Source organism: Kineococcus siccus (genome assembly GCF_009906795.1).
GTDB lineage: Bacteria > Actinomycetota > Actinomycetes > Actinomycetales > Kineococcaceae > Kineococcus > Kineococcus siccus.
Genome location: NZ_JAAALN010000010.1, coordinates 32,248 through 43,866, shown reverse-complemented (window position 1 = coordinate 43,866; position 11,619 = coordinate 32,248). Strand labels below are relative to the sequence as shown.

Genomic DNA, 11,619 nt, shown 5'->3' with positions numbered 1-11,619 from the left:
GCCACCGAGAGGACGAACCATGGCGGCTTCCGTCGAGGAGCGCCCCCGCACCTACCGCCCACCGCGGCAGCTCGGCGGCCGCGGGCCGCTGACCCGCTCGCAGCGCCGGCTGGCGGCCGCGGCGTGCTTCACCGCACCCGCGCTCGTCGTCCTGCTGACCTTCGTCGGCTGGCCCATGGTGTCGGCGCTGCGCACGTCGCTGTACGAGTCCAGCGGGTTCGGGGCCGAGACCTTCGTGGGGCTGCAGAACTACGTCACGGTCTTCACCGACCCGACGCTGCTGCGGGCCATGGCGAACACCGCGCTGTACGCGGTGCTGTTCACGCCGCTGTCCATCGGCCTCGCCCTGGCGCTGGCCCTGCTCGTCAACGACCCGCGGCTGCCGCTGCGGGGGTTGTTCCGGACGGCGCTGTTCCTGCCGTTCATCGTCTCCCTCGCCGTGGCGGCCCTGGCCTGGCAGTACCTGATCGACCCGCAGGTGGGGCTGCTGAACCACTGGCTGAGCGGCCTCGGGATCCAGCTCGGCGACGTCCTGGAGGACCCGACGCTGGCGATGCCGGCCGTCGTGCTCGTGGCGGTGTGGAAGAGCTTCGGCTTCTACATGGTCGTGTTCGTCGCGGGGCTGCAGGACGTCCCCGAGAGCCTGTACGAGGCGGCCCGGATGGACGGGGCCGGGCCGCTCGGCCGCTTCCGCCACGTCACGCTGCCGCTGCTGAGCAGCACGACGACGTTCGTGGTGGTCTTCGCCCTCATCGCGGCGCTGCAGGCCTTCGACCAGATCTACGTCCTCACCCAGGGCGGCCCCTACGGCGCCACCGACACCGTGGTGACCCAGATCTACGAGACCGGGTTCCAGGAGCTGGACCTGGGCATCGCCTCGGCGCTGTCCTACGTCCTGCTCGTCGCGACGCTGCTGCTGAGCCTGGTGCAGTTCCTCGTCGCGGCCCGGCGCGAGAAGGACCTCGGCGCATGACCCGGGCCCTGGCCGCCCGCGGGCTGCTGTTCACCGTCGTCGCGGTCGGCACCCTGGTGCTGCTGCTGCCGTTCCTCATCATCGTCTTCACGGCGTTCAAGCCCGTGAGCGAGGTGAACGCCTTCCCGCCGACGCTCCTGCCCTCCAGCTGGACGCTGGAGAACTTCCGCGTCATCTTCGACGAGCTGCCGTTCGCCCGGCTCGTCGCCAACAGCTTCGCCTTCGCGGGCGGCGTCACCGTCTGCGCCCTCGTGTTCGACTCCCTCGCCGCCTACGCCCTGGCCCGCATCGACTTCACGGGGTCCCGGCTGCTGCTCGTCTGCATCATCGCGAGTCTGATGATCCCGTTCCAGGCGACCCTGGTGCCGATCTACCAGCTGGTCAGCGACCTGGGCTGGGTGAACACCTTCGCCGCCCTCATCGTCCCGCGGGCGGCGGACGCGTTCGGCATCTTCTTCCTCCGCCAGTTCTTCCTCGCCCTGCCCCGCGACCTCGACAACGCGGCCCGCATCGACGGGGCGTCGGAGTGGCGCATCTACCGCAGCGTCGTCCTGCCCAACGCGGTGCCGGCGCTGCTCACCCTCGGGGTGTTCACGTTCGTCAACAACTGGAACGACCTGCTCTGGCCGCTGGTGTTCTCCACCCGCGGCGACACCGGCACCATCACGTCGGGGCTGACCCTGCTCACCGGCCCCAGCGGCATCGTCCCCTACGGCGTGATGATGGCCGGCTCGCTCGTCGCGCTGGCGCCCCTGGCGGTCCTGTTCCTGCTCGTGCAGCGCCGGTTCGTCGCGAGCGTCGCCACCTCGGGGCTCAAGTGACCCCCCCACCCCGGAAGGAGCGCGATCCCATGCGCTGGCACGAGGACGGGCGACTGCACTTCGCCCTCGGCATCGAGGACACGTTCGTGCCCCAGGAGGCGGCCGGCGAGCGGGCCGTCGACGAGTACGAGCTCACGGAGCACTACGCGCACGTCGCGAGCGACCTCGGCCTGGCCCAGCAGGCCGGCGCGGACCTGCTGCGCTGGGGGATCCCGTGGCACCGGGTGAACCCCGGGCCGGAGGAGTGGGACTGGGCCTGGGTCGACCAGGCGATGGCCCGCTTCGCCGACCTCGGCCTCGAACCCGTGGTCGACCTGCTGCACTACGGCACCCCGCTGTGGCTGGACGAGCAGTTCGCCAACCCGGACTTCCCGCGCCGGTTCGCGGCGTACGCGGAGCGCGTGGCCGACCGCTACGGCCACGTGGCGACCAGCTACACCCCCGTCAACGAGCCGATGATCCACGCCCAGTTCAGCGGCGAGTACGGCTACTGGCCCCCGTACCTGCGGGGCCGCGGTGGTCTCCTGCAGATCGCGGCCGCCCTCGCCGACGCGTCCGCCCAGGCGCAGCGGCGCATCGCGGGCGTGCTCGGCGACGCCGCGGTGTTCGTGCACGTCGACGCGGGCTTCCGCTACGCGGGCGACGTCGACGCCCCCGAGCACGCCGGGCACGTCCGGGCCCTGCTGGAGCAGCGCTACCTCGTCGAGGACCTCCTCACGGGGCGGGTCGGCCCCGAGCACCCGCTGCACGCCGACCTGCTGGGCGCGGGCGTCGGGCCCGCGCTGCTGGAGCAGCTCCGGGCGGAGCCGGCGCCCCCGACGGTCATGGGCGTCAACTACTACCCGCTGCACAGCACGGAGGTGTTCGAGCGCGGCGTGCACCACCGGGGCGGGTTCGCCGACCCGCGCCCGACGCGCGACGACGGCGTGCTCGGCCTGCGCGAGGTGCTCACGGCCTACGAGGACCGCTACGACGTCCCGGTCATGCTCACCGAGACCTGCGTGACCGCCTCGGCGGAGGAGCGCATCCGCTGGCTGCGGGACTCGGTCGCCGAGCTGCACGCGCTGCGGGCGGAGGGTCGCCGCGTCCTGGGCTACACGTGGTGGCCGCTGTTCGACATGTACGAGTGGACCTACCGGCACAGCACCCGCCCGCGCCGCGACCACCTGCTGACGATGGGGCTCTACGACCTGGTCGAGACGTCGTCCGGCCTGGCGCGCGTGCGCAACCCGGTCGAGGAGGAGTTCCGGCGCCTCGCCGCCGAGGCCCTCGCGCTCGCCCCCGGTGGTGCGGCGGTGGTGAGCTGACGACGGCGCCGTCCCGGGCGGAGGCCGCCGTTACGCTGCGGGGCACGAGGCGAGCCCGAGCCCGGCGGAAGGAACGCACGTGCCCGTGACGCTGCACGACGTCGCCCAGGCCGCGGGCGTCTCCATCAAGACCGTCTCGAACGTCGTGCGCGGGCAGGGCAGCTTCAGCGACGCGACGCGGGCGCGGGTCGACGCGGCGATCGAGGAGCTGGGCTACCGCCCGAACCTCGCGGCGCGCGGCCTGCGCAGCGGGCGGCTCGGGGTCATCAGCCTCATCGTCCCCGACATCCGCAACCCCTACTTCGCGGAGCTCGCCGACGCCGTGATGACGGCGGCGGCGGCCCACGACCTGCTCGTGCTCCTCGAGCAGTCGCGGGGTGACCGCGACGTGGAGCTGGAGCTGCTGCGCGGCAACCGGACCCAGATGGTCGACGGCATCCTGTTCAGCGTGCTGGGCCTCGTCGACGGCGGGCCCGAGCTGCCGGAGGGCATCCCGAACCCCGTGGTCGTCCTCGGCGAACCCGTCCCGGGCTGGGCGACCGACCACGTGACGATGCGCAACGCCGAGGGGGCGCAGGCCGCCGTCCGGCACCTGCTCGACGACGGGCGCACGCGCATCGCCGCGCTCGGCGCCCTGCACGGGCGGCGGACCGGCACCGCGGCGCTGCGGCTCGCGGGGTACCGGCAGGCGCTGGCCGACGCCGGCATCGGCTACGACCCCGCCCTCGTCGTCGACGTGGGGGTCTGGAGCCGGTCCGCGGGGGCCGAGGGGACGCGCCGGCTCGTCCGGGCCGGGGACTTCGACGGCCTACTGGCCTTCAACGACGCCATGGCGCTCGGCGCCATGCGCGTGCTCGAGGACTCCGGCCGCAAGGTCCCCGCCGACGTCGCGGTCGTCGGCTTCGACGACATCGACGAGACGCGCTACAGCGTCCCGGCGCTGTCGACGGTGAAGCCGGCGCTGGAGGACATCGCCGCCACGGCCGTCGCCTACCTCATCGACCGGATCGGGCGGGCCGACGCCGGCCCCCCGCGCGCCCACCGGGCCGGCGTGGAGCTGCTGGTGCGGGAGAGCTCGAGCGCGCTCAGTCGCCGGTGACGCGGCCCGCGAGGCGGCCGTGCAGGTCGGCCGTGGCGGCGTTCATCCCGACGATCTCCACGCGTGTGCGCCGGGCCGCGTACTTCGTCGTGACCGCGTCGAGCGCCGCGACGGACGAGGCGTCCCAGACGTGGGCGCGCGAGACGTCGATGACGACGTGCGCGGGGTCCTGCGGGTAGTCGAACTGCGTGACGAGGTCGCCCGAGGACGCGAAGAACAGCTGCCCCTCGACCCGGTAGGTGGTGCACCGGCCGTCCGCGGCCGGCTCGCGCGTGACGGTGACGAGGTGGGCCACGCGCCGCGCGAACAGGACGCACGCGAGCAGGGTCCCCGCGATCACCCCGTAGGCCAGGTTCCCGGTCAGCAGGACCACGACCACCGTCAGCAGCATGACCGACGTCTCGCTGCGCGGCATGGCCTTCAGCGTCGCGGGCCGGACGCTGTGCCAGTCGAAGGCGCCGTAGCAGACGATGAACATGACGGCGACGAGGGCCGCCATCGGGATGCGCGCGACGACGTCGCCGAAGCCCACCGTGAGCACGAGCAGGAACGCCCCCGCGAGGAAGGTCGACAGCCGCGTGCGGGCGCCGGACACCTTCACGTTGATCATGGTCTGGCCGATGACGGCGCAGCCGCCCATGCCGCCGAAGAGGCCGGTGGCGATCTGCGCGGTGCCCTGCCCGACGGCCTCGCGCGTCGCCGACGACCGCGTGTCGGTGATCTCGTCGACGAGCTTGGCGGTCAGCAGCGACTCCATGAGGCCGACGAGCGCCACGCCCACGGAGTACGGGGCGATGACCCGCAGCGTCTCCAGGGTCAGCGGGACCTCGGGCAGCCCGAGGGTGGGCAGGGTCCGGGGCAGCGCGCCCTCGTCCCCCACGGTCGGGACGGCGATCCCTGCGGCGACCGTGAGGACGGTCAGCGCCGTGACGGTGATGAGCGGCGCGGGCACGGCCCGCACCAGGCGGGGCAGGACGACCAGCAGCACGAGCCCCAGTGCGAGCAGGGCGTAGACCGTCCACGGCACCCCGCGCAGGTTGGGCAGCTGGGCCAGGAAGATCGAGATGGCGAGGGCGTTGACGAAGCCGACCATGACGCTGCGCGGGACGAAGCGCATCAGCCGCGGCGCGCCGAGCAGGCCCAGCGCGATCTGCAGGAGCCCCGCCAGCAGGACCGCCGCGACGAGGTGCCCCACCCCGTGGGACAGCGACAGCGGGGCCACCACGAGGGCGACGGCGCCCGTGGCGGCGGAGATCATGGCGGGCCGGCCGCCGACGACGGACGTCGTGACGCCCATGACGACGGAGGAGACGAGGCCCACGCGCGGGTCGACGCCCGCGATGATCGAGAAGGAGATCGCCTCCGGCACGAGCGCCAGCGCGACGACGAGCCCGGCCAGGACCTCGGTGCGCAGGACGGCGGGCGACGCCAGCGCCGCCGGCCGTCGGAGGGCGGCGGTCGGGAGGGTCACTGGGCAACCCTAACCCTGCGTCAGAGTCGGCCCGGGTCGTCGCCCGCCCGGTCGTCCGGGGTCAGCGCGGCTTGCCGAGCCGCCGTCGCGCGTCGGCGATCTTCTGGCGCGTCGCCGGGTCCTTCGCCATGGCCTGGGCGCGCCGGGTCGCCTCGCTCGTCAGGCGCTTGCCCTCGGGCGTGGAGAGGAACCTGGTCACCTTGCTGAACAACCCTGCCACTGCGGCCTCCTCGGTGCGTGCTCGCGGGGCGCCCTCGCACGCGGCGCCCCGCGGCCACGGTAGGTCACCCGGCGCGGCGCAGCACCACCGCGACGTCGGTCACGGTGAAGAGGAACTCCCCGGCCCGCGCGGACCGGCGCAGCCCCTCGACCCAGCCCGCCGCGCGGGCCGCGAGCACGGGGTCGTCGCCGGCGGCCGCGAGGATGCCGGTCGCCACCTTCCACGCCACGGAGCCCTCGTCGAAGCGGCGGTGCGGGTCGGCCCACGAGTGCACGGACTCCACCGCGAAGGGGCTGCGCGCGGCGATCCGCAGCAGCTTGCGGCCCGCGAACCCGTCGACCTCGGCGTCGCGCACGGGCACGTGCGCGACGAAGCGGTCCAGCAGGGTGCGCGTGAGGGCGTCGTCGTCGCTCGTGAACAGGGCCGTGTCCCAGTCGGAGTGGGCCAGCACCGCCACCCCGCCCGGGCGCAGCACGCGGTGGACCTCGGCCAGGTGCGCGTCGACGTCGCGCAGGTGCTCGACGACGTTGAGCGAGACGGCCAGGTCGGCCTCTGCGTCGGGCAGGGGCAGCGCCTCGAGGCCCGCGATGTGCGAACGCACGCGCGGGTCGAGCAGGAGGTCGTCGTCGAGGGTCGCACCGACGTCGACGGCGTGGACCAGGCGGGGGTCCGAGGCCAGCAGGGCGCGCGTCGTGCGCCCCGTGCCGCAGCCGAGGTCCACGCCGACGGCCCCCGGGAAGGGCTGGGCGAGCGCCGCCACGTTCTCGAACCGTCCCACGCCCCAACCCTACGGAGGCCTGCGAGAGGCCGCGGCCACGGGTCGGCCGGGTGGCGGATCGTCCGTTGACTGCACTGCGTGAGGCGGTCGTTCCGGTGCGTGGCGAGGGGGGTCCGGCCGGGAGCCTCGGTTGCGCCTGCGGGGTGAAGTTCACGCTCCGTGTTCGATGGCCTGTAGTAGCCTCGCACAGCACCGAAACAGGGACCGGTGGCGCTGATTCGTGGGGGGTCGTGCGCCATCGCCGCCCGTCCCTGCGGCACCACCCCCACTCCGCGATGTCACGTCCGAGTGAGGGAAACCGACAGATGAGCGCCACCGACAGCGCGCCGACGCCCGTGTCCGAGATCCCCGTGGTCATCCTCTGCGGAGGCATGGGGACCCGGCTGCGCGAAGCCAGCGAGAAGCTGCCCAAGCCGCTGGTGGACATCGGCGGCCGGCCCATCCTCTGGCACATCATGAAGCTCTACAGCCAGCACGGCTTCCGGAAGTTCGTCCTGTGCCTGGGCTACAAGAGCGACCTGATCAAGCGCTACTTCCTCGACTACCGGATCAACGCCGGGGACTTCACGCTCAACCTCTCCTCGCACGAGGTGCCGACCTTCCACACCTCCGGGGTGCAGGAGGACTGGGACATCACCTTCGTCGAGACCGGGCTGACCACGGCGACCGCCGGCCGCATCAAGCGCGTCGCGCAGCACCTGGACGCCGACCGGTTCGTCCTGACCTACGGCGACGGCATCGGCGACGTCGACATCACCAAGACCCTCGCCGACCACGAGGCGGGCGGCCGGATGGCCACCGTCACGGCCGTGCACCCCTCGAGCCGGTACGGCGAGATGCACGTCTCGGGCGACGCGGTCGTGGAGTTCAACGAGAAGCCGACCCTGGCCGACGGCTGGGTCAACGGCGGGTTCTTCGTCTTCCAGCGCGAGTTCGTCGACAAGTACCTGGGCGACGACCCGGACGTCATGCTCGAGTCGGCCCCGCTGCAGAGCGTGGCCCGCGACGGCGAGCTGACGCTCTCGGCCCACGAGGGCTACTGGCTGGGCATGGACACCTTCCGCGACTGGACCGAGCTCAACAAGCTCTGGGACTCCGGCAAGGCGCCCTGGAAGACGTGGGAGGACTGACCCCCACCGGCGAGGGCAGCACAGCGAGCACCCGACGACCGGCGCCGCCGGACCAGCACCCGACAAGGGAGAACACATGAAGATCGTCGTGACCGGCACCGAGGGCTACCTCGGCTGCCTCCTGGCCCCGACGCTGCTCGACGCCGGCCACGAGGTCACGGGCATCGACACGGGGTACTACAAGAACGGCTGGCTCTACAACGGCGTCAGCGCGTCCGTGCAGACCCTGGCGAAGGACATCCGCGAGGTCACCGAGGCCGACCTCGCGGGGGCGGACGCCGTGGTGCACATGGCGGAGCTGTCCAACGACCCGCTGGGCGAGCTCATCCCCGACGTGACGTTCACGGTGAACCACAAGGGCTCCGTGCGCCTGGCCGAGGTCGCCAAGCGCGCCGGCGTCTCGCGCTTCGTCTACATGAGCAGCTGCTCCGTGTACGGCGTGGCCGACGACACGGTCGACGAGAACTCGCCCGTGAACCCGCAGACCGCCTACGCCGAGTGCAAGGCGCTCGTGGAGCGCGACGTCGCCCCGCTGGCCGACGACTCCTTCTCCCCGACGTTCATGCGCAACGCGACCGCCTACGGCGCCTCGCCGCGCCAGCGCTTCGACATCGTGCTGAACAACCTGGCGGGCCTGGCCTACACGACCGGCAGGATCGCGATGACCTCCGACGGCTCGCCCTGGCGGCCGCTCGTGCACGGCCTCGACATCGCCAAGGCCATCCGGGCCGTGCTCGACGCGCCGCGCGAGACCGTCCACAACCAGGTCTTCAACGTGGGCGACTCGAAGCAGAACTACCGCGTGCGCGAGATCGCCGAGGCCGTCGGGCGCGCGCTGCCCGGCTGCGAGGTCACGTTCGGCCAGAGCAACGGCGACAACCGCAGCTACCTCGTGAACTTCGACAAGATCCACGCCACGCTGCCCGGCTTCTCGTGCGACTGGGACGCCGACAAGGGCGCCGCCCAGCTCATCGAGGTCTTCAAGGCCATCGACCTCGACGAGGCGACGTTCACGGGCCGCGGGCACACCCGCCTCAAGCAGCTGGAGCACCTCATCAAGACGCAGCAGCTGGACAAGGACCTGTTCTGGAGCGCCCGGTGAAGATCAGCACCACCGCCCTCGAGGGCGTCGCGATCATCGACCTGGAACTGCGCAGCGACGACCGCGGGTTCTTCGCGCGGTCCTTCGACCGCCAGTCCTTCGTCGACGCGGGTCTCGTCCCGGCCGTCGAGCAGTGCAACGTGTCCTTCAACCACCACGCGGGCACGCTGCGCGGCATGCACACGCAGGTCGACCCGGCACCCGAGGCGAAGCTGGTGCGCTGCACCGCCGGTGCCATCCAGGACATCATCGTGGACCTGCGGCCCGGGTCGCCGACCCGGTTCCAGCACGTCGCGGTCGAGCTGACCGCCGAGAACCGCCGCGCCCTGTACGTGCCCCCGTACTTCGCCCACGGCTACCTCACGCTGACCGACGGCGCCGAGGTGACCTACCAGGTGAGCCAGGCCTACACCCCGGGCACCGAGCGGGGCCTGCGCCACGACGACCCGGACCTGGCGCTGCCGTGGGCCCGGGAGGTCGCGGTCATCAGCGAGAAGGACGCGTCCTGGACGCTGCTGGCCGACGGTGCGGTGCTGACGTGATCATCGTCGACAACGCGCTGAAGCGCCGCCAGGCCGAGGGCCGCCCGATCCGCGTCGCGCTCGTGGGCGCCGGGTTCATGGGCCGCGGCGTGGTCAACCAGGTCGTGAACTCCGTGCCCGGCATGGAGCTGGTGGCGATCGCGAACCGCACCGTCGCCAAGGCGCGCGACGCCTACGAGCAGGCCGGTCTCAGCGGGATCGTCGAGGCCGACGACGCCGCCGCGGTCGACCGCGCGATCGCGGCCGGCACGCCGGTCGTCTCCGCCTCCTACGAGGCCGTCGTCGACGCCGAGCGCGTCGAGGCCGTCATCGAGGCCACGGGCAACACCGAGTACGGCGCGCACGTCGTGGTCCGCGCGATCGAGGCGGGCAAGCACGTCGTGCTGCTGAACGCCGAGGTCGACGGCACCGCGGGCCTCGCGCTGCGCACCCGCGCCGAGAAGGCCGGTGTGATCTACACCGGCTGCGACGGCGACCAGCCGGGCGTGCAGATGAACCTCATCCGGTTCGTCCGCAGCATCGGCGTCACGCCGCTCGTGGCCGGCAACATCAAGGGCCTGCAGGACGAGTACCGCAACCCCACGACGCAGGAGGGGTTCGCGAAGCAGTGGGGCCAGGACCCGTACATGGTCACGAGCTTCGCCGACGGCACCAAGGTGTCGTTCGAGCAGGCGCTCGTCGCCAACGCGGCCGGGTTCTCCGTGGAGAAGCGCGGCATGCGGGGCGCCGACCACCGCGGCCACGTCGACGAGCTCACGACGACGTACGACGTGGACGCGCTCAAGGAGCTCGGCGGGGTCGTCGACTACGTCGTCGGGTCCAAGCCGGGCCCGGGTGTCTACGTGCTCGGCACGCACGACGACCCGAAGCAGCAGCACTACCTGAACCTGTACAAGCTCGGCACCGGCCCGCTGTACTCGTTCTACACGCCGTACCACCTGTGCCACTTCGAGGTGCCGCTCACGGTGGCGCGCGCGGTGCTGTTCGGCGACGCGGCCATCGTCCCCGGCGACGAGGTCAAGGTCGAGGTCGTCACCACGGCCAAGACGGACCTCGCGGCCGGCAAGGAGATCGACCGGCTCGGCGGGTACGACACCTACGGCGTCGCCGAGACGTACGCGGCGACGAAGGCGGAGGACCTCCTGCCCATGGGGGTCGCCGAGGGCTGCGTCCTGAAGCACGCCGTCGCCAAGGACCAGGTCCTCACCTACGCCGACGTCGTGCTGCCCGAGGGCCGGCTCATCGACGCCCTGCGCGCCGAGCAGGCGGCCCTGCTGGCGTGAGCCCGTCGGGTGCGGGCGCGGCCGGCCGGCTCGACGTCGCGGTCGTCGGCGCCGGCCGCGTCGGGCCGGTGCTCGGCGCCGCCCTGCGCGCGGCCGGGCACCGCGTCGTCGGGGTCGCCGCCCGCACCCGGGCGGCGACCGAGCGCGTCGAGGCCCTGCTGCCCGGCGTGCCGTGGGTCCCGGCCCAGGACGCGTTCGCGGCGGACCTCGTCCTGCTCGCCGTGCCCGACGACGTCCTCGGGCCCCTCGTGGCCGCGTCGGCGCCGCACGTCCGGCCGGGCAGCCTCGTCGTGCACACGAGCGGGCTGCACGGCACCGCCGTGCTGGCCCCCGCGGCCGCGGCGGGGGCGCTGACGGCGGCGCTGCACCCCGCGATGACCTTCACGGGCACCTCGCTCGACCTGGCGCGGCTGTCCGGGGCGGCCGTCGCAGTGACGGTCTCGCCGGTCCTCCTGCCCGTCGCCGAGGCGCTCGTCCGCGAGTGGGGCTCGACGCCCGTCGTCGTCGCGGAGGCGGACCGCGCGCTCTACCACGCGGCGCTCGCCCACGGGGCGAACCACCTCGTCACCCTCGTCGCGCAGGCTCTCGCTGCGCTGCAACCGGTCCTGGACGGCGCCGCAGGCGACGACGCGGCCGCGGTGCTGCGCCCGCTCCTGACCGCGGCCCTGGACAACGCGCTCGCCGCGGGCGACGCCGCCCTCACCGGGCCGGTGGCGCGCGGCGACGCCGGCACGGTCGCGGCCCACCTGGCCGTCCTGCGGGCCCGTGCCGGGGAGCAGACCGCGACCACCTACGCTCAGCTGGCCCGTGCGGCCGCCGACCGCGCCGCGGCGTCGGGCCGGCTGACCGCGGCCGCGGCGCGCGCCGTCACCGAGGCGCTGCCACCCGCCTGA

At 73.1% G+C, this 11,619-nt stretch carries 12 protein-coding genes; 9 read left to right on the top strand and 3 right to left on the bottom strand.

Annotated features, from left to right (window positions below):
- The 4 genes from GTR02_RS02970 to GTR02_RS02955 form a co-directional block, all read left to right on the top strand.
- A partial coding sequence (locus GTR02_RS02970) for a carbohydrate ABC transporter permease (protein ID WP_205708520.1) occupies window positions 1-973 on the top strand: 973 nt, incomplete at its 5' end.
- Window positions 970-1,794, top strand: coding sequence for a carbohydrate ABC transporter permease (locus GTR02_RS02965; RefSeq protein ID WP_166605988.1), 825 nt, complete (start codon window positions 970-972; stop codon window positions 1,792-1,794). The genes GTR02_RS02970 and GTR02_RS02965, both read left to right, overlap by 4 nt.
- Before the next feature lie 29 nt (window positions 1,795-1,823).
- Entirely contained in the window at window positions 1,824-3,101 is a 1,278-nt protein-coding gene (locus GTR02_RS02960; RefSeq protein WP_166605987.1) for a family 1 glycosylhydrolase, read from the top strand.
- A 79-nt stretch (window positions 3,102-3,180) separates the two neighbouring features.
- On the top strand, window positions 3,181-4,200 hold the full coding sequence (locus GTR02_RS02955; RefSeq protein ID WP_205708519.1) for a substrate-binding domain-containing protein: 1,020 nt from the start codon (window positions 3,181-3,183) through the stop codon (window positions 4,198-4,200).
- Here the strand turns inward: GTR02_RS02955 and GTR02_RS02950 are convergent.
- The 3 genes from GTR02_RS02950 to GTR02_RS02940 form a co-directional block, all read right to left on the bottom strand.
- Window positions 4,187-5,671 carry a SulP family inorganic anion transporter gene (locus GTR02_RS02950; RefSeq protein WP_166605986.1) on the bottom strand — a complete coding sequence of 495 codons (1,485 nt, stop codon included), beginning with the start codon at window positions 5,669-5,671 and terminating at the stop codon, window positions 4,187-4,189. The genes GTR02_RS02955 and GTR02_RS02950 overlap by 14 nt on opposite strands.
- A 61-nt stretch (window positions 5,672-5,732) precedes the next feature.
- Window positions 5,733-5,891, bottom strand: coding sequence for a hypothetical protein (locus GTR02_RS02945; RefSeq protein ID WP_166605985.1), 159 nt, complete (start codon window positions 5,889-5,891; stop codon window positions 5,733-5,735).
- Between the two features lie 64 nt (window positions 5,892-5,955).
- Window positions 5,956-6,669, bottom strand: a complete 714-nt coding sequence (locus GTR02_RS02940; protein ID WP_166605984.1) for a methyltransferase domain-containing protein — start codon at window positions 6,667-6,669, stop codon at window positions 5,956-5,958.
- A 305-nt stretch (window positions 6,670-6,974) separates the two neighbouring features.
- On the opposite strand from GTR02_RS02940, the gene rfbF reads away from it, so the two are divergent.
- The 5 genes from rfbF (at window position 6,975) to GTR02_RS02915 (ending at window position 11,619) form a co-directional block, all read left to right on the top strand.
- Window positions 6,975-7,799 (top strand): glucose-1-phosphate cytidylyltransferase, encoded by an 825-nt coding sequence (rfbF, locus tag GTR02_RS02935; protein ID WP_205708518.1) that lies wholly within the window; start codon window positions 6,975-6,977, stop codon window positions 7,797-7,799.
- A 76-nt stretch (window positions 7,800-7,875) separates the two neighbouring features.
- Window positions 7,876-8,901, top strand: coding sequence for an NAD-dependent epimerase/dehydratase family protein (locus GTR02_RS02930; RefSeq protein WP_166605982.1), 1,026 nt, complete (start codon window positions 7,876-7,878; stop codon window positions 8,899-8,901).
- Complete coding sequence (locus GTR02_RS02925; RefSeq protein ID WP_166605981.1) at window positions 8,898-9,443, top strand: dTDP-4-dehydrorhamnose 3,5-epimerase family protein; 546 nt, start codon at window positions 8,898-8,900, stop codon at window positions 9,441-9,443. Before GTR02_RS02930 ends, GTR02_RS02925 begins: the two co-directional genes overlap by 4 nt.
- Window positions 9,440-10,726, top strand: coding sequence for a Gfo/Idh/MocA family oxidoreductase (locus GTR02_RS02920; RefSeq protein ID WP_166605980.1), 1,287 nt, complete (start codon window positions 9,440-9,442; stop codon window positions 10,724-10,726). The genes GTR02_RS02925 and GTR02_RS02920 overlap by 4 nt, the downstream gene beginning before the upstream one ends.
- Window positions 10,723-11,619 carry a DUF2520 domain-containing protein gene (locus GTR02_RS02915; protein ID WP_166605979.1) on the top strand — a complete coding sequence of 299 codons (897 nt, stop codon included), beginning with the start codon at window positions 10,723-10,725 and terminating at the stop codon, window positions 11,617-11,619. The genes GTR02_RS02920 and GTR02_RS02915 overlap by 4 nt, the downstream gene beginning before the upstream one ends.

Coding starts and splice junctions, on each gene's coding strand:
- GTR02_RS02965 (WP_166605988.1), top strand. CDS start 970: ATGACCCGGGCCCTGGCCGCCCGCGGGCTGCTGTTCACCGTCGTCGCG.
- GTR02_RS02960 (WP_166605987.1), top strand. CDS start 1,824: ATGCGCTGGCACGAGGACGGGCGACTGCACTTCGCCCTCGGCATCGAG.
- rfbF (WP_205708518.1), top strand. CDS start 6,975: ATGAGCGCCACCGACAGCGCGCCGACGCCCGTGTCCGAGATCCCCGTG.
- GTR02_RS02930 (WP_166605982.1), top strand. CDS start 7,876: ATGAAGATCGTCGTGACCGGCACCGAGGGCTACCTCGGCTGCCTCCTG.